General features: G+C 62.8%; 16 protein-coding genes and 1 riboswitch. Of the genes, 9 read left to right on the top strand and 7 right to left on the bottom strand.

All coding sequences use genetic code 11. From position 1 onward, the window contains the following. The first annotated feature begins 71 nt into the window (after positions 1-71). From JG747_RS01900 to JG747_RS01915, 4 genes are read left to right on the top strand one after another with little or no spacing between them, the layout of a single operon-like run. Positions 72-1,085 carry a carbohydrate ABC transporter permease gene (locus tag JG747_RS01900; RefSeq protein ID WP_069090792.1) on the top strand — a complete coding sequence of 338 codons (1,014 nt, stop codon included), beginning with the start codon at positions 72-74 and terminating at the stop codon, positions 1,083-1,085. A 1-nt stretch (position 1,086) separates the two neighbouring features. After that, the gene (locus JG747_RS01905) at positions 1,087-2,241 is read left to right on the top strand and encodes a carbohydrate ABC transporter permease (protein WP_019862700.1); all 1,155 of its coding nucleotides are present in this window, start codon (positions 1,087-1,089) and stop codon (positions 2,239-2,241) included. 4 nt (positions 2,242-2,245) lie between these two features. Continuing rightward, a complete protein-coding gene (gene bglA / locus JG747_RS01910) occupies positions 2,246-3,910 on the top strand; it encodes a beta-galactosidase BglA (protein ID WP_202361047.1) in 1,665 nt (554 codons plus the stop codon). A gap of 31 nt (positions 3,911-3,941) precedes the next feature. After that, positions 3,942-5,054 carry an ABC transporter ATP-binding protein gene (locus tag JG747_RS01915; protein ID WP_069090789.1) on the top strand — a complete coding sequence of 371 codons (1,113 nt, stop codon included), beginning with the start codon at positions 3,942-3,944 and terminating at the stop codon, positions 5,052-5,054. Between the two features lie 85 nt (positions 5,055-5,139). Here JG747_RS01915 and JG747_RS01920 read toward each other — a convergent pair whose 3' ends face one another. The 3 genes from JG747_RS01920 to JG747_RS01930 all read right to left on the bottom strand — a co-directional run bounded on the left by JG747_RS01920 (position 5,140) and on the right by JG747_RS01930 (position 5,917). Continuing rightward, a complete protein-coding gene (locus JG747_RS01920; RefSeq protein WP_019862696.1) occupies positions 5,140-5,376 on the bottom strand; it encodes a DUF680 domain-containing protein in 237 nt (78 codons plus the stop codon). A gap of 67 nt (positions 5,377-5,443) precedes the next feature. Beyond that, positions 5,444-5,647: a DUF680 domain-containing protein gene (locus tag JG747_RS01925; protein ID WP_019862695.1), complete on the bottom strand. Its 204-nt coding sequence runs from the start codon at positions 5,645-5,647 to the stop codon at positions 5,444-5,446. A 72-nt stretch (positions 5,648-5,719) separates the two neighbouring features. Continuing rightward, positions 5,720-5,917, bottom strand: a complete 198-nt coding sequence (locus JG747_RS01930) for a DUF680 domain-containing protein (RefSeq protein WP_019862694.1) — start codon at positions 5,915-5,917, stop codon at positions 5,720-5,722. Positions 5,918-6,413: 496 nt separating this feature from the next. Next, a riboswitch (cobalamin riboswitch) is annotated at positions 6,414-6,614 on the top strand. Positions 6,615-6,728: 114 nt separating this feature from the next. Here JG747_RS01930 and JG747_RS01935 point away from each other — a divergent pair. Together JG747_RS01935 and JG747_RS01940 are read left to right on the top strand one after the other, a co-directional pair. After that, a complete protein-coding gene (locus tag JG747_RS01935) occupies positions 6,729-7,976 on the top strand; it encodes an aromatic ring-hydroxylating oxygenase subunit alpha (protein WP_202361048.1) in 1,248 nt (415 codons plus the stop codon). 20 nt (positions 7,977-7,996) lie between these two features. Continuing rightward, entirely contained in the window at positions 7,997-9,094 is a 1,098-nt protein-coding gene (locus JG747_RS01940; RefSeq protein ID WP_202362216.1) for a hybrid-cluster NAD(P)-dependent oxidoreductase, read from the top strand. Between the two features lie 99 nt (positions 9,095-9,193). On the opposite strand, the gene JG747_RS01945 is transcribed toward JG747_RS01940, so the two are convergent. The 4 genes from JG747_RS01945 to JG747_RS01960 form a co-directional block, all read right to left on the bottom strand. Next, positions 9,194-9,823, bottom strand: coding sequence for an alpha-ketoglutarate-dependent dioxygenase AlkB family protein (locus tag JG747_RS01945; RefSeq protein ID WP_202361049.1), 630 nt, complete (start codon positions 9,821-9,823; stop codon positions 9,194-9,196). 227 nt (positions 9,824-10,050) lie between these two features. Continuing rightward, positions 10,051-10,515 (bottom strand): peptidoglycan-binding protein LysM, encoded by a 465-nt coding sequence (gene lysM, locus JG747_RS01950; protein WP_019862690.1) that lies wholly within the window; start codon positions 10,513-10,515, stop codon positions 10,051-10,053. Between the two features lie 89 nt (positions 10,516-10,604). Further along, the gene (gene arfB / locus JG747_RS01955; RefSeq protein WP_038651522.1) at positions 10,605-11,042 is read right to left on the bottom strand and encodes an alternative ribosome rescue aminoacyl-tRNA hydrolase ArfB; all 438 of its coding nucleotides are present in this window, start codon (positions 11,040-11,042) and stop codon (positions 10,605-10,607) included. A 98-nt stretch (positions 11,043-11,140) separates the two neighbouring features. After that, on the bottom strand, positions 11,141-12,751 hold the full coding sequence (locus JG747_RS01960; RefSeq protein ID WP_202361050.1) for a phosphoenolpyruvate carboxykinase: 1,611 nt from the start codon (positions 12,749-12,751) through the stop codon (positions 11,141-11,143). 343 nt (positions 12,752-13,094) lie between these two features. Between JG747_RS01960 and JG747_RS01965 the strand changes: the two genes are divergently transcribed. The 3 genes from JG747_RS01965 (at position 13,095) to JG747_RS01975 (ending at position 16,232) form a co-directional block, all read left to right on the top strand. Then, a complete protein-coding gene (locus JG747_RS01965) occupies positions 13,095-13,796 on the top strand; it encodes a response regulator transcription factor (protein ID WP_010912942.1) in 702 nt (233 codons plus the stop codon). 99 nt (positions 13,797-13,895) lie between these two features. Beyond that, positions 13,896-15,680: a sensor histidine kinase gene (locus tag JG747_RS01970; RefSeq protein WP_019862686.1), complete on the top strand. Its 1,785-nt coding sequence runs from the start codon at positions 13,896-13,898 to the stop codon at positions 15,678-15,680. Between the two features lie 90 nt (positions 15,681-15,770). Beyond that, positions 15,771-16,232 (top strand): HPr kinase/phosphorylase, encoded by a 462-nt coding sequence (locus JG747_RS01975; protein WP_202361051.1) that lies wholly within the window; start codon positions 15,771-15,773, stop codon positions 16,230-16,232. Positions 16,233-16,376 lie beyond the last annotated feature (144 nt).

The following is a 16,376-nucleotide window of genomic DNA, read 5'->3' on the forward strand; positions in this document are numbered from 1 at the left end:
CGAATGACTCACAAAGTCGGTGCATCCGACCGCCAGCTTGCCTGGCTGGTCATGCGCAGGGAGAGGGACCCATGGCGGCTCAGATCTTCTCGGCCATTTTCGTCATCATCATCGGCGTCGGCGGCTGTGTCGCCTACTTCTGGGGCGCCAACAAACTGCTGGACCTGACCTTCCCCTCGCGTGGGGTGACCGGCGCGGCTGCCGTCAACAATCTACGCCGGCAGGGCCTTGTGCGGCCATGGCTGTTTGTCGGCCCGGCGCTGATCATTCTCACCATCTACCTGATCTACCCGGTGATCGCGACACTGTGGCTTTCCTTCCTCGACCGCGGCGGCACCAGTTTCGTGGGGCTGGCCAACTATGAGTGGGCGCTTCGCGATCCCGACCTCCGACACTCGATCCTGAACAACCTGCTGTGGCTGGCGGTGGTGCCGGCGGCCTGCACCTTCCTGGGCCTGATCATTGCCGTGCTCACCGACAAGATCTGGTGGGGCACGATCGCCAAGAGCCTGATCTTCCTGCCGCTGGCCATCTCCTTTGTCGGCGCCAGCGTGATCTGGAAGTTCATTTACGAGTATCGCGGCGAGGGCCAGGTGCAGATCGGCCTGCTCAACGCCATCATCCAGCATTTCGGCGGCCAGCCGCAGGTGTGGATATCGCTGCCGTTCTGGAACAATTTCTTCCTGATGATCATCCTGATCTGGATCCAGACCGGCTTCGCCATGGTCATCCTGTCCTCGGCGCTGCGCGGCATTCCGGAAGAAACTCTGGAAGCCGCCGTCATCGACGGCGCCAATCCGTTCCAGATCTTCTGGAAGATCATGGTGCCGCAGATCTGGGGCACCATCGCCGTCGTGTGGACCACCATCACCATCCTCGTGCTCAAAGTGTTCGACATCGTGCTGACCATGACCAACGGCCAGTGGAACAGCCAGGTGCTGGCCAATCTGATGTTCGACTGGATGTTCCGCGGCGGCGGCGATTTCGGCCGTGGCGCGACGATTGCCATCATCATCATGATCGCGGTCATCCCGATCATGGTCTGGAACATCCGCCAGGCGAACAAAGAGACGGGAGGACACTGAGATGGCCGTCGCGACTGGAAAATCCTTCGTCAGCCGTTTCGGCGTCCACATAGCGGTGCTGGTCTTCGTTGCCATCTGGACCATTCCCACACTCGGCATCCTGGTCTCGTCGCTGCGCGACAAGGACCAGATCGTCGCCTCGGGCTGGTGGAATTCGTTCGCCAGTTCCAGCCAGACCGAGGCCGGGCGGCTGCCGCCCGCCACGGCGCAGACCCAGAAGGACGGCAAGTTCGTCCTCGAGGGCAACATCTTCGGCGATGGCGCCAAGCGCAACATCAGTGCCTTCGGTGTCAAGGCCGCGGCACCGACGCAATATCCGGCCGGCTCATCGGCCGACCTGGGTGACGGCGTCACCCTGCAGGTCAATGCCGACGGCAGCTTCGTCATGACCTCGCCCAAGGCGTTCGAAGGCGACCGCGGCCAGCGCCTCTACTATGCCTCGTCGGCGCCGCCGAAATTCACCACCGACAACTATCAGACCGTGCTGTTCTCGGAAGGCATCGGCCGCTCGTTCATGAATTCGCTGACCGTCACCATACCGGCGACCGTCATCCCGATCCTGATCGCCGCCTTTGCCGCCTATGCGCTGGCCTGGATGCGGTTTCCCGGAAGGGCGCTGCTGATCGCGGTCATCATAGGCCTGCTGGTGGTGCCGCTGCAGATGTCGCTGATCCCGCTGCTCAAGCTCTATAACGGCGTCGGTACTTTCTTCGGCGTGCCGTCGAAGACCTATCTCGGCATATGGCTAGCGCATACCGGCTTCGGCCTGCCTTTCGCCATCTACCTGCTGAGGAGCTATATCGCCGGCCTGCCGCGCGAGATCATGGAATCGGCCCGCATCGACGGCGCCAGCGATTTCGAGATCTTCGTCAAGATCGTGCTGCCGCTGTCCTTCCCGGTGCTGGCCTCCTTCGCCATCTTCCAATTCCTGTGGGTATGGAACGATCTCCTAGTGGCGATGGTTTTCCTTGGTACGGCACCCGACCAGATCGTGTTGACGGCCAAGCTCAACGCGCTGCTCGGCTCTCGCGGCGGCAACTGGGAGATTCTGACGACATCGGCCTTCATCACCATCATCGTGCCGCTGATCGTCTTCTTCTCGCTGCAGCGCTATTTCGTCCGCGGGCTGCTCGCCGGCTCGGTGAAAGGAGGCTGAAACCATGCAATCCGCTTTGAAAGCCAGTTCGAACCCTGACCTCGCCGTCGATCGCGACTGGTGGCGAGGCGCGGTGATCTACCAGATCTATCCGCGCAGCTACCAGGATTCGAACGGCGACGGCATCGGCGACCTCAAGGGCATCATCGGACGGCTGCCCTACATCGCCGCGCTCGGCGCGGACGCCATCTGGATCTCGCCCTTCTTCAAATCGCCGATGAAGGATTTCGGCTACGACGTCTCGGACTATTGCGACGTCGACCCGATGTTCGGCACGCTGGCCGATTTCGACGCGCTGACGGCGGAGGCGCACCGGCTGGGTCTCAAGGTGATGATCGACGAAGTGCTGTCGCACACGGCCGACATCCATCCCTGGTTCAAGGAAAGCCGGTCGAGCCGCACCAATCCCAAGGCCGACTGGTATGTCTGGGCGGACGCCAGGCCAGACGGCACGCCGCCCAACAACTGGCTGTCGATCTTCGGCGGGTCGGCCTGGCAGTGGGACACCAGCCGCCAGCAATATTACCTGCACAATTTCCTGGCCGAGCAGCCCGACCTCAACTTCCACAACCGCGAAGTCCAGGATGCGCTGCTCGACGTCACCCGCTTCTGGCTGGAACGCGGCGTCGACGGCTTCCGCCTCGACACGATCAATTTCTACTTCCACAGCCAGGGCCTGGAGAACAATCCGCCGCTGCCGCCGGAAGAACGCAACGACCAGACCGCGCCGGCGGTCAATCCCTACAATTACCAGGACCATCTCTACGACAAGAGCCGTCCGGAAAATCTCGGCTTCCTCGAACGCTTCCGCGCTTTGCTCGACGAATATCCGGCAACCGCCGCCGTTGGCGAGGTCGGCGATTCGCAGCGCGGGCTGGAAGTTGTTGCCGCCTATACGGCCGGCGGCAAGCGCGTGCATATGTGCTATTCCTTCGACTTCCTGGCGCCGGAAAAGATCAGCGCCGCCAAGGTGCGTTCGGTGCTGGAGGCTTTCGGCAAGGTCGCCAGCGACGGCTGGTCGTGCTGGGCGTTTTCCAACCACGACGTGATGCGCCCGGCCTCGCGCTGGGCCGCCGGCGAAGCCGACCCAGTCGCCTATCTCAAGGTCATCTCGGCATTGCTGATGTCGCTGCGCGGCTCGGTCTGCATCTACCAGGGCGAAGAACTCGGGCTGGGCGAGGCCGAACTGCGCTTCGAGGATCTGCAGGACCCCTATGGCATCCGCTTCTGGCCGGAATTCAAGGGCCGCGACGGCTGCCGCACGCCCATGGTGTGGGATGGCGGCGCCAAGAATGGCGGCTTTTCCCAGGCCAAGCCCTGGCTGCCGGTGCCGGCCAAGCATCTGGCGCAGGCTGTCAATGTCCAGCAGGGCGACCAGGCTTCGCTGCTCGAGCACTACCGGCGCTTCCTGACCTTCCGCCGCGCCCATCCGGCGCTGGCCAAGGGCGACATCACCTTCATCGAAAGCGAGGGCGACACCGTCGCCTTCACGCGCCGCGCCGGCAATGAGCAGGTTGTCTGCGTCTTTAACCTCGGCGCCAAGCCGGCCAAGGTTGACCTTGGCAGCCGATCACTGCAACCTTTGCCGGGACATGGGTTTTCCGGGCAGGCGAGCACCGGTTCGATCGAGCTTGGCGGCTACGCCGCCTGGTTCGGACGCATAGACTGAAATCTTTGAGGAAATCACTGGGAGGACACCAATGGCCGATGTCAATCTGAGACAAGTGAAGAAGTCCTACGGCAATCTCAACATTCTCCACGGCATCGACCTCGATATCAAATCGGGCGAGTTCATCGTCTTCGTCGGTCCATCGGGCTGCGGCAAGTCGACCTTGCTGCGCTCGATCGCCGGGCTCGAGGAAATCACGTCGGGCGAACTCAAGATCGATGGCGACGTGGTCAACGACGTGCCGCCGTCCAAGCGCGGCATCGCCATGGTGTTCCAGTCCTACGCGCTCTATCCGCATATGACGGTCTACGACAACATGGCGTTCTCGATGAAGATCGGCAAGGAGAACAAGGCCGAGATCGACCGCCGCGTGCGGCAGGCGGCGGAAATCCTGCAATTGACCAAATATCTCGACCGGCTGCCCAAGGCGATGTCGGGCGGCCAGCGCCAGCGTGTCGCCATCGGCCGCGCCATCGTGCGCAATCCGAAAGTGTTCCTGTTCGACGAGCCGCTGTCGAACCTTGACGCGGCGCTACGCGTCGCCACGCGCATCGAGATCGCCAAGCTCAAGGAATCGATGCCCAACACGACGATGATCTATGTCACCCACGACCAGGTCGAGGCGATGACGCTGGCCGACCGCATCGTGGTGCTGAAGGACGGCCATGTCGAACAGGTCGGCACGCCGATGGACCTTTACAAGAAACCCGGCAACCTGTTCGTCGCCCAGTTCATCGGCTCGCCGGCCATGAACATCCTGCCGGCAACCATCGACAAGACCGGCAACCCGACCGTCGTCAACCATGTCGGCGGCCGCAAGGCGACGGTGCCGATCACGACGCCGGCCTCGGCAAAGGGCGCGGCGGTCAGTTTCGGCGTGCGGCCGGAAGACCTGATGATTGCCAGCGGCGCGGACTATCTGTTCGAGGGAACGGTCGACTATGTCGAGCAGCTCGGCGAGGTCCAGCTGGTCTATATCGATATCGGCCGCGCCGACCTGCCGCTGGTGACCAAACTGCCGGGCAATGTCGAGGTCAAGCGCGGTTCGACATTGCGGCTGAGCGCCAATGCCGAGGACCTGCATATCTTCGATGCGGACGGACATTCCTTCGCGCTGCAAAAGCCGGAAGCAAAAGCGGCTTGAGGCCGCCGGTCCTGCTGGGTCAAGGCAACAAAAAAGAGCGGCGGGCCAGGCCCGCCGCTCTTTTTTTGGAGATCAGCTTCGGCTGTTAACGGCCGAAGAGGTTCCGGTCGCTGCCCTGAGGAGCGGACTTCTGCACGTCGCCCGACGAATTGAGCAGCTTGTAGACGGGCGAGCCGCTCTCGCGGATCGAAGCCGTACGCGAGTTGTCGACCGAAGTTGCGGCGGGCTGGTTGGCGCCATTGGAGCCATAGTTGTCGCTGCCCGCGAAAGCGCTGCCGGAGATGGCCAGAACGGCGGCGGCAGCAAGGATGAGCTTGTTCATGTTAGTCTCCTGAATTTCTGGATTTCACGGGAATGGCCGGCATCGCCGCCATTTCCGTGAACCGGCATTACTTGCCGAAGAGGTTGCGGTCAGCGCCCTGCTGAGCAGGCACCTGGGTGGCCGGAGCCGACTTGTCGACCGAAGCCGTGTAGGAATGGTCGACCGCAGCGGCCGGCTGGTTGGCACCGTTGGAACCGTAGTTATCGCTGCCAGCGAAGGCACTGCCGGAAATGGCCAGGACGGCGGCGGCAGCAAGGATGAGCTTGTTCATGTTAGTCTCCTGAGTTTCTCAAGATCGGCCAGAGCGGCGGGCGGAAAGCCCGCCATTAGCCGGGACCCGTTGTTAGTTATTGCCGAAGAGGTTGTGATCTGCGCCCTGGGCAGGCGTCTGAGCAGCCGGTTCCGACTTCTTGGTCGAAGCGGTGTACGAGCTGTCGACAGTCGTGGCTGCGGCGGCATTCGAACCGTAGTGGTCGCTACCAGCGAAGGCGCTGCCGGAAATGGCCAGAAGGGCGGCGGCAGTGAGAACAATCTTTTTCATTTTTAGTACTCCAGTATTTTTTCCGTCCGTCTAGCGGCGTGTCTTGGGATTGAAATCGCGTCGTTCGGACAGCCCCGATGTGGGAAAGCCAGATCGCCGTTTCCAATCACGAAGTTGTTCCGTGTGGACCAAGAATCCACCACTTGAAATTGTGCCAGAGGTTTCCTCGCCATAAATTTTTCTTCTTGATATCAATCACTTAATAAAAGCCAGCCGCAAGATCACAGACTGTATCGGAGGTCCAGTGTTCACACCGTCCTGCACGCACCGTCAACAGAAACGAACCGTTCGGTTCGATTTTAGAATCCGCTAATAGTCACTTTTCGAAACCGTTAACCTTTTTTGCCCCTGTTCCGGGTCGATTTTGACAGCCAGGTACAGCTATCGGCGAAGACGATTTTCGTGACCGCTGTCCGCGCCCAGATCGTTGCGCATGCGTGTCGCGCCGCATGGATGCGATGTCGCTTTCATGCCGATGTCGCAAACGCCGTCGTGATTAGATCATGTCATCTCAGGTGCCGCTTCGTGACGACGGGGTGGAGAATTGGGAAGCCGGTCAAAATCCGGCGCTGCCCCCGCAACGGTGGTGGAGTTCAAGTCGCAACGGGAGACCACTGGGCGAAAGCCTGGGAAGGTGTCGCGACCGTCCGCAAGGACACTCCAGAGCCCGGAAACCAGCCCGAGATTTTTGAGCTCGACTGATCGCGGTGGGCGGTCAAGAGGCGGATGGCGCGCGCCCGGCTTTCGCCGGCCTGCGTCTCATCCTTCCTCAATCACCACCAGTTCAGTCCTTGACGTATGAGGACAGGACATGGAAGCGCGCAACGATATGCTGAGGCTCTTGAACAGCCGCAGAGAGGGCTTCTCGCTCGAGCAGCCCTTCTATACCGATCCCGATTTCTTCAAGCTCGACATGGAGCTGATCTGGTATCGCGACTGGCTGTTCGTCGGCCATGATTGCGAACTGCCCAAGCCCGGCAGCTTCATCACCGTGCAGATCGGCGACTATCCGGTCGTGCTGGTGCGCGATCAGCAGGGCAAGATCAACGCTTTCCACAATTCCTGCCGCCACCGCGGTAGCCGCGTCTGCAACACCGACAAGGGCATGGCCGCCAAGCTGGTCTGCCCCTATCACCAATGGACCTATGAGCTGGACGGAAGGCTGCTGTTTGCCCGCCAGATGGCCGACGGTTTCGACAAGAGCCAGTTCGGCCTGAAGCCGGTCGCCTGCGAAAGCGTGGCCGGCTATATCTTCATCTGCCTGGCCAAGGAACCCGCCGACTTCTCGCCGATGCGGGCGATGATCGAACCCTATCTCAAGCCGCACCGGCTCAGCGAAGCCAAGATCGCCTTCGAGAGCACGATCGTCGAGAAGGGCAACTGGAAGCTCGTCTGGGAAAACAACCGCGAGTGCTACCACTGCGCCGGCAATCACCCGGAGCTGTGCAAAACCTTCCCGGAAGCCCCGACGGTGACCGGCGTGCAAGGCGCCGACAGCGATCCGGAGATGCTGGCACACTGGGCCAAATGCGAAGCGGCCGGCCTGCCGAGCAAGTTCCGCATCGATCCGGCCGGGCAATACCGCGCCACCCGCGCGCCGCTGCTGCGCGATGCGGTCAGCTACACGATGACCGGCAAGCGGGCGGTGAAGAAGAACCTGTCCGACAGCGTCTCCGACGACCGCATCGGTTCCTTGCTGCTCTATCACTATCCGACGACGTGGAACCACATTCTGGGCGACCACGCCGTCACCTTCCGCGTGCTGCCGATCAGCGCCACGGAAACCGCGGTGACGACCAAATGGCTGATTCACAAGGATGCGGTCGAGGGTGTCGACTACGATCTTGCCGAACTCACCCATGTCTGGACCGAGACCAACGACCAGGATCGCCGCATCGTCGAGGAAAACGCCTTCGGCATCCAGTCGCCGGCCTATGAACCCGGCCCCTATTCGGAGCTGCATGAGGGCGGCGTGATCCAGTTTGTCGACTGGTACGCCCGCTTCATCGGTCCGCGCCTTGCCGACGATGGCCGGCCGGCCCTGCGCAGTGTCGCCTGAGGGGTTTGGGGATGAACGCGATGACGGATCTTGGCCTCTATCGCCATCTCGACCAGATGGCGCCCTGGAACGACAGGCTGCAGGTGCTGGAAGTGATCGGCGTCAGCGACGAGGCGCCTGACGTCAAGACCTTCACCTTCCGCTCCGACAACCAGACCTGGTTCCGCTACAAGCCGGGCCAGTTCGTGACGCTGGAACTGCCGACGCCGGACGGCCCGCTGATGCGCACCTATACGCTGTCGTCGTCGCCGTCGCGGCCGTTCTCGATCGCGGTGACGGTGAAGGCGCAGGCCGGCAGCACCGGCACACGCTGGATGTTCGATCACCTGGTGCCCGGTTCGCACGTCAAGGCCTATGGGCCGAGCGGCGATTTTTCGCTGCACAGCCATCCGGCGGCCAAATATCTGTTCATCTCGGCCGGCTCCGGCGTGACGCCGATGATGTCGATGCTGCGCTGGCTGAACGATTGCGCGCCATGGACCGATGTCGGCTTCGTCAACTGCGCGCGTCGCCCGGAAGAGATCATCTTCCGCAAGGAGCTCGAACTGCTCGGCGGCCATATGCCGGGCCTGTCGCTCGGCTTCATGATCGAGGAGCGGTCGAGCCGCGAGGGCTGGTACGGCCATATGGGCCGCATCGACGCGATCCGGCTGCCGCTGCTGGCGCCCGATTTCCGCGAACGCGAGATCTTCTGCTGCGGTCCGGATCCTTTCATGCGCGCCGTGCGCGGCATGCTTGAAGCCGCCGGCTTCGACATGACGCAATACCACCAGGAGAGCTTTGCCGCCCCCGCGGTGGAGGAAGTCCCGGCGCCGTTCGCGTCGCCCGGGGAAGACGGCATTGCCGTTCCCGTCGAGGCCACACCGATCCGCTTCGCACTTTCGGATGTCGATGCCGAGTGCGTCGCCGGCCAGACCGTGCTGCAGACGGCGCGCTCCTCGGGCGTGCGGATCCCCGCGGCCTGCGAATTCGGCCTGTGCGGAACCTGCAAGGTGAAGAAAGTCTCCGGCGCCGTCGAGATGAGCCACAATGGCGGCATCCTCGATCACGAGATCGATGACGGCTTCATCCTCGCCTGCTGCTCGAAGCCGCTTTCGGCTCTCGAAATCGAGGCGTGACAGCGTCGGGCGGCCCCGGCACCGCAGCCTTGCCAGGCAGTTGCGGCTGTTGTTTCCAGGACCCTTGCGACCTTGATAGGGACGTGCCTCGGGAGCGGCTTATAAGGCGTTCTCGTGCGGCTTCGTTACCCGCCGCAGCGTCAGATTGATCCTGCCGCCGTTCTTGAGCAGCGCCGAGGTCGAGGGATAGATGCGGTCGACGCCGTGGAAGGCGAGACGGCCCTCGCCGCCAAGCACGACGACGTCGCCGCTCTTCAGCCTGAACGATTTGGTGGCGCCGTCGCGCGTCGTCTGGCCGACCCGGAACAGGCAATCGTCGCCCAGCGAGACGGAGACGACTGGCGCCGAGAAATCGGCCTCGTCGCGGTCCTGGTGCGGGCCCATCTTCGCGTCGGCCGTGTAGAAATTGATAAGACAGGCCTCTGGCGGATTCGGATAGCCCGACACCTGCCGCCACAGCTCGAGCAGGCCCTCCGGGATCGGCGGCCATGGCTCTCCTGTCAGCGGATGCGTCGGCTGGTAGCGATAGCCGCGCTCCTTGTCGGTGACCCAGCCGAGCGGGCCGCAATTGGTCATGCGCACGCTCATCTCCTTGCCGGTGCGCGGCATGGCAGGGACGAACAGCGGCGCCTGCTGGATGATGCCTCTCACCTCTTCGACCAGCGCCTCCTGAACAGCGCGGGAGAGATAGGCCGGCATGTGGCGGACGCCGTTGGGCAGAACGAGCATGGAATAGCGCACCTTGAGATGGTTCGAGCCCGCAAGATGCCACCATCAACGGAAAACAGCGACCCGAAAGCCGTCGCCGATTGCACTGCTGCGGCTATTGCTATCTGGGTCAGGGCCGCAACATCACGGCCTCGCTGAAGCGCAACGGGCAAAAATCGAAAACGCCGCGCGTCCTTTCGGATGCGCGGCGCTTGATTAAGCCGTTTCGAGACTGCCTGGCAGCCGAATCAGGGGATGCGCAGCACCTGGCCCGGATAGATTTTGTCCGGGTGGGTCAGCATCGGCCTGTTGGCCTCGAAGATGGCGGTGTTCTTGGCGCCCTGGCCCTTGCCGTAGCTTTTCTCGGCGATCTTCCAGAGGTTATCGCCCTTCTGGACGGTGTAGAAGGTCGGTTCCTTGGCCGGGGCAGCTGCCTTGCCGGCGTCCGGCGCGACCTGCAATTCGTCGGCCTGCACCTTGGAGACGCCCAGCGTGTTGCCGACGGCGATGACCGCCTTTTCAAAGATCGACTGGTCCTTGACCACGCCCTTCAGCACCGCCGTGTCGCCCTGCACGACGACCTGCACGCCATCGGTGCCGAGCTTGTGTGAATCGAGCTCCTTCTTGAGCGTGTCGGCCGTGGGTGCGGCTTCCTCGTCGCCGCCGATGCCCAGTTTCTTGCCGACGCTCTTGACGAAATCGAACATGCCCATCTCTGGTCTCCCTTGCTGTGGCAATGGCGAAACCTCGCATCTGCGGTGCGAAATGGAAAGCCGTTTTATGCACGCGGCTGGTGTGGTGCTTAGTCGTTTTCCACCCGGCCGCGCAGCTTCTTGATCGTGCCGCGTCCAGCCTTGCTCTTCAGCCGCCGCTCCACCGCGCCTTTCGAGGGGCGCGTCTTCTTGCGGGGTGGCGGCGGCGGTTCGGCGGCCTTGGCGACAAGCGCCGTGAGCCTCGCTCTGGCATCCGCCCGGTTCTGCTCCTGGGTGCGGAAGCGCCCGGCCTCGATGACGATGACGCCGTCCTTGGTGGCGCGCTGGCCGGCAAGCTTGATCGTGCGGGCACGCACGCGTTCCGACAGGCCGGCCGCGCTGGCCGCGTCGAAGCGCAGTTGCACGGCGGTTGCCACCTTGTTGACGTTCTGACCACCCGGCCCCGACGAGCGGATGAAATCCTCGTGCAGGTCACCGGGATGGATCACGGCTTCGTCTGATATGATGATGTTGTCATCGATCGGCATGCCGCAGTCATGGCGCGGCGGCGGACAAAAGAAAAGGCCCGATCGAAACCGGGCCTTCGATGGTACTGCGCGGCTACGATGCCAAGCGATCCGGGCTCTTACTCCGCCGCTTCCTCCATGCGAGGCGCCGCCCCCATCACGGTTGCATCGACATGCGGCTCGAATTTCTCGAAGTTGACGGCGAACATGCCGACCAGTCTTGCCGCCTGGCGGTCATAGGCAGGCTTGTCGACCCAGGTCGAGCGCGGATCGAGAATGGCGCCGTCGACGCCAGGCACCGCTACCGGCACCTCGAAGCCGAAATTGGCGTCAGTGCGGAATTCGGCTGTCTTCAGCGAGCCGTCGAGCGCGGCGGTCAGCAGAGCGCGCGTCGCCTTGATCGGCATGCGCTTGCCGGTGCCGTAGGCGCCACCGGTCCAGCCGGTGTTGACCAGCCAGCAATCGGCGCCGTGGCTGGCAATGAGCTCGCGCAGCAGATTGCCGTATTCCGAGGGGTGGCGCGGCATGAACGGGGCGCCGAAGCAGGTCGAAAACGTCGCTTCGGGTTCGGTGACGCCCTTTTCGGTTCCGGCCACCTTGGCCGTATAGCCGGAGAGGAAATGGTACATCGCCTGCGCCGGGGTCAGCCGCGCGATCGGCGGCATCACGCCGAAAGCGTCGGCGGTCAGCATGATGATGTTCTTGGGATGACTGGCGCGCCCGGTCTTCGAGGCATTGGGGATGAAGTCGAGCGGGTAGGCGCAGCGGGTGTTTTCGGTAAGGCGACCATCGTTGAAGTCCGGCACGCCGTCGGCGTCGAGCACGACATTTTCCAGCACCGTGCCGAAGCGCTGCGTGGTGGCGAAGATCTCCGGCTCGGCTTCGGCCGACAGCTTGATCGTCTTGGCGTAGCAGCCACCTTCGAAATTGAAGATACCGTGCGGACCCCAGCCATGCTCGTCGTCGCCGATCAGCGTGCGCGACGGATCGGCCGACAGTGTCGTCTTGCCGGTGCCGGAAAGCCCGAAGAAGACGGCCGCGTCACCCGCCGGCCCCTCATTGGCCGAGCAGTGCATCGGCATCACGCCCTTCTGCGGCAGCAGATAGTTGAGCATGGTGAACACCGACTTCTTCATCTCGCCGGCATAGGAGGTGCCACCGATCAGCACGATCTTGCGGGTGAGGTCGACGGCGATCATCGTTTCCGTGCGGCTGCCGTGGCGGGCGGGGTCGGCGCGGAAGGACGGCAGGTCGATGATCGTCATCTCGGGCACGAATTGTTCGAGCTCGGCCTTGTCCGGACGGATGAGAAGATTGCGGATGAACAGCGAGTGCCAGGCAAACTCGGTGACTACGCGCGTCGGCAGTTTCAGCTCGGCATCGGCGCCGCCGACGAGGTCCTGAACATAGAGATCCTTGTCCGCGGCGTGGGCAAGGAAATCGGCGAACAGCGTTTCGAACTGGGCTGGCGAGATCGCCTTGTTGTTGTCCCACCAGACATGCGCCTCGGTGGCGGCGTCGCGGACGACGAACTTGTCCTTGGGCGAACGGCCCGTGTGCTGGCCGGTCTCGGCGACCAGCGCGCCATGCGCGGTCAGCCGGGCCTCGACGCGCCGGATCGCCTCCTCATAAAGGGCGGCCGCGCCAAAATTATAGCGCACCATACCGGTGGTTTTCAGGCCGATACGATCGATCGGGCAAGCAGGATTGCGTTTGCCGACTTCCGACATTGGTGTCCCTTCTACGATTTGCCGCATCTTTGCCGGCACATTTCCGGCACGCCCGTTGTGCAGGCTGAGATGGTCAAAACCAGAAAAGCCAAATGATATCAAATCATTAATCGATTTAAAAATTTTGAAAGTTGTTTAAATCGTTTATATATGCGAAAAGTTTCACGGTTGCCCAAAGGATTGGCGATGTACGTTCGTCCAATCCATGTCGAGGTAGGATTGTGGCCTGCGGCACCCCGCGCGTGACAGCGGACAAGGCCTATGCCACATTTTGTACCTAATTTGTCCTGCAAAAGCCCCTTCTCTACGAAAGAAGGGACAGCTCATGAGGGAGCCGCTTGAAATGGCAACAATCGCGCTTGTCGATGACGACCGCAACATTCTGACGTCGGTGTCGATCGCCCTCGAATCCGAGGGATATCGCGTCGAGACCTACACGGATGGTGCGTCCGCGCTGGAAGGCCTGGCGGCGCGTCCGCCGAATCTTGCCATCCTCGACATCAAGATGCCGCGCATGGACGGCATGGAGCTCTTGCGCCGGATGCGCCAGAAGTCCGACCTGCCGGTGATCTTCCTGACTTCCAAGGACGACGAGATCGATGAATTGTTCGGCCTCAAGATGGGCGCCGACGATTTCATCCGCAAACCGTTCTCGCAGCGCCTGCTGGTCGAGCGGGTGCGCGCAGTGCTGCGCCGTGCCAGCGCCCGCGAAGCTGCGGCAAAGGCGCCCAGCCAGCAGGCCCGCTCGCTCGAGCGCGGCCAGCTCGTCATGGACCAGGAGCGCCACACCTGCACCTGGAAGGGCGAACCGGTGACGCTCACCGTCACCGAATTCCTGATCCTGCATTCGCTGGCGCAGCGTCCCGGTGTGGTAAAAAGCCGTGATGCGCTGATGGATTCGGCCTATGATGAGCAGGTCTATGTCGATGACCGCACGATCGACAGCCACATCAAGCGGCTGCGCAAGAAGTTCAAGGCTGTCGACGACGACTTCGAGATGATCGAAACCCTTTACGGCGTGGGATATCGGTTCCGAGAAGCGTGAATAGGGAATAGGCAGTAGGGGTTAGGCAGTAGGGAATCTCAGCCATTTCTCTATTCCCTACTGCCTACTGCCTACTCACTAAACAGGGCCTGCTATTCGATGGCAGTGGAAGCACAGCGAACAAGACCGACGGGCGCCGCCAGGCGGCCGTCGCGCATCATGCCGTCCTTCGTCTCGAAGATCACGGTGCCGATGCGCCGCTTCCTCGGCCACCACATCTTTTCCAGCCTGACGCGGCGCATCCTGTTCCTCAACCTTGCCGGCCTGGCTGTCCTGGTCACCGGCATCCTCTACCTCAACACCTTCCGCGACGGGCTGATCGATGCCCGCGTCGAAAGCCTGATGACGCAGGGCGAGATCATCGCCGGCGCGATCGCGGCATCGGCGACGGTCGAGACCGATTCGATCAGCATCGACCCGGAGAAGCTGCTTGAGCTGCAGGCCGGCGAAAGCCTGGGGCCGGGCTCCGACCAGCTCGACAATCTCGATTTCCCAATCAATCCCGAGCGTGTCGCGCCGGTGCTGCGGCGGCTGATTTCGCCGACCCGCACACGGGCCCGCATCTATGACCGCGACGCCAATCTACTGCTCGATTCGCGCCATCTCTATTCGCGCGGCCAGATCCTGCGCTACGATCTGCCGCCGGTCGAGGAGGAACAGCCCGACCTTGTCGAGCGCGTCCAGAAGTTCATCTTCGACTTCTTCCGCAACACCGACCTGCCGGTCTATCGCGAGCAGCCCGGCGGCAATGGCGCCGCCTTCCCGGAAGTGGTCAAGGCGCTGACCGGCAGCCCCTCGACCATCGTGCGCGTCTCCGAGCAGGGCGAGCAGATCGTGTCGGTGGCGGTGCCGATCCAGCGTTTCCGTGCCGTTCTCGGCGTGCTGATGCTGTCGACCGAAGGCGGCGACATCGACAAGATCGTCGCCGCCGAGCGCAAGGCGATCCTGCGCGTCTTCGGCATCGCGGCACTGGTCACCGCCATCCTGTCGATGCTTCTGGCCTCGACCATCGCCAATCCGCTGCGCCGGCTGTCGGCGGCGGCGGTCAGGGTCCGGCGCGGCGTCAAGAGCCGCGAGGAAATCCCCGACTTTTCCGACCGGCAGGACGAGATCGGCAACCTGTCGGTCGCGGTGCGCGACATGACCAACGCGCTCTATGCGCGCATCGAGGCGATCGAAAGCTTCGCCGCGGACGTGTCGCACGAATTGAAGAACCCGCTGACCTCGCTGCGCAGCGCCGTGGAAACCCTGCCGCTGGCCAAGAACGACAATTCGCGCAGCCGGCTAATGGACATCATCCAGCATGACGTGCGCCGGCTGGACCGGCTGATCACCGATATTTCCGACGCTTCCCGTCTCGACGCCGAGCTGGCGCGTGAGGATGCCGGGACGGTGGACCTGAAGAAATTCATCACCGACCTCGTCGCCGTGTCGCGCGAGACCACGCGCAACAAGAAGGCGGTCGAGATCGAGCTCAAGGTCGCCAAGCTGCCACAGGGCGTCAAAGGCTATTTCGTCGCCGGCCACGATCTGCGCATCGGCCAGGTCGTCACCAACCTGATCGAGAATGCACGCTCCTTCGTTCCCGAGGACCATGGCCACATCAGCCTGTCACTGGCGCGCGCCGGCAAGTTCAACATCCTGACCGTCGACGACAACGGTCCCGGCATCCGCGCCGACAATATCGACCGCATCTTCGAACGCTTCTACACCGACCGGCCGGCCGGCGAAGCGTTCGGCCAGAATTCGGGCCTTGGCCTGTCGATTTCGAGGCAGATCGTCGAAGCCCATGGCGGCACGCTGACCGCCGAGAACATCCCCGGCACCAAGCCCGGCGAGATCAAGGGCGCGCGCTTCGTCGTGACGTTGCCGGCCGAAGCATGATCCCGAAAAGTGGGAACCGGTTTTCTCGGACGAACGGTTCCGTTCGTCCAGAGATCATGCTTCACGCAAAAGGCATGATCGGGCAGCATCGTGCCTGATCCAGTTGCGCAGCCAGAAAACATTCACGGAACCGCGATCCTGATCGGCGAGCGCGGCGTCCTTATCACCGGGGCGTCCGGCGCCGGCAAGACGACGCTGGCGCTGACACTCCTGGACCATTGCCGCGCGCGCGGGCTGTTCTCGCGGCTGATCGGCGACGACAGGCTGCTCGCCGCGGCCCGCGCCGGGCGGCTGGTCTGTCGCGTGCCGGCGCCTATCGCCGGTCTCGCCGAAGTGCCTGGATTCATGCCGCGCCGGCTGCCGTTCGAGCCGGGCGGGGTGATCGACCTGCATGTGAGGCTGGTGCCAAAGGCAGAGATGGCCCGTTTCCAGGAGGAAATCAGCGGGCCGGTCGCAGGCTGCCCGGTGCCGCGTATCGACCTTGCCGAGCGTAATGCCGCCACGGCCCTGCCGGCCGTGATGGCGCGGCTGTCGATCGCGCCTTTTCTATGATCCGCTCCCGATTTTTTGCTGCAATGCGTCAAAATGGCATGGGCCGGCGCAATTTTGGGCTTGTCAACGGGCCGCGCGTCGACAAGATAGCGCTCCCGCCGCCTGGAATGGCTGGCGAGCATAAAATGCGCCTGTGAAGCGGCG

The sequence above is a fragment of the Mesorhizobium sp. 131-3-5 genome (genome assembly GCF_016756575.1).
Classification (GTDB): Bacteria; Pseudomonadota; Alphaproteobacteria; order Rhizobiales; family Rhizobiaceae; genus Mesorhizobium; species Mesorhizobium jarvisii.

What these genes read in the sequence shown, in the direction of transcription:
- JG747_RS01920 (WP_019862696.1), bottom strand. Translation starts at nt 5,376, where the DNA reads ATGAACAAGCTCATCCTTGCTGCCGCCGCCGTTCTGGCCATCTCCGGC.
- JG747_RS01900 (WP_069090792.1), top strand. Translation starts at nt 72, where the DNA reads ATGGCGGCTCAGATCTTCTCGGCCATTTTCGTCATCATCATCGGCGTC.
- lysM (WP_019862690.1), bottom strand. Translation starts at nt 10,515, where the DNA reads ATGGGCATGTTCGATTTCGTCAAGAGCGTCGGCAAGAAACTGGGCATC.
- JG747_RS01925 (WP_019862695.1), bottom strand. Translation starts at nt 5,647, where the DNA reads ATGAACAAGCTCATCCTTGCTGCCGCCGCCGTCCTGGCCATTTCCGGC.
- arfB (WP_038651522.1), bottom strand. Translation starts at nt 11,042, where the DNA reads ATGCCGATCGATGACAACATCATCATATCAGACGAAGCCGTGATCCAT.
- JG747_RS01960 (WP_202361050.1), bottom strand. Translation starts at nt 12,751, where the DNA reads ATGTCGGAAGTCGGCAAACGCAATCCTGCTTGCCCGATCGATCGTATC.
- JG747_RS01915 (WP_069090789.1), top strand. Translation starts at nt 3,942, where the DNA reads ATGGCCGATGTCAATCTGAGACAAGTGAAGAAGTCCTACGGCAATCTC.
- JG747_RS01965 (WP_010912942.1), top strand. Translation starts at nt 13,095, where the DNA reads ATGGCAACAATCGCGCTTGTCGATGACGACCGCAACATTCTGACGTCG.
- JG747_RS01905 (WP_019862700.1), top strand. Translation starts at nt 1,087, where the DNA reads ATGGCCGTCGCGACTGGAAAATCCTTCGTCAGCCGTTTCGGCGTCCAC.
- JG747_RS01940 (WP_202362216.1), top strand. Translation starts at nt 7,997, where the DNA reads ATGACGGATCTTGGCCTCTATCGCCATCTCGACCAGATGGCGCCCTGG.
- JG747_RS01935 (WP_202361048.1), top strand. Translation starts at nt 6,729, where the DNA reads ATGGAAGCGCGCAACGATATGCTGAGGCTCTTGAACAGCCGCAGAGAG.
- JG747_RS01945 (WP_202361049.1), bottom strand. Translation starts at nt 9,823, where the DNA reads ATGCTCGTTCTGCCCAACGGCGTCCGCCACATGCCGGCCTATCTCTCC.
- bglA (WP_202361047.1), top strand. Translation starts at nt 2,246, where the DNA reads ATGCAATCCGCTTTGAAAGCCAGTTCGAACCCTGACCTCGCCGTCGAT.
- JG747_RS01930 (WP_019862694.1), bottom strand. Translation starts at nt 5,917, where the DNA reads ATGAAAAAGATTGTTCTCACTGCCGCCGCCCTTCTGGCCATTTCCGGC.
- JG747_RS01970 (WP_019862686.1), top strand. Translation starts at nt 13,896, where the DNA reads ATGGCAGTGGAAGCACAGCGAACAAGACCGACGGGCGCCGCCAGGCGG.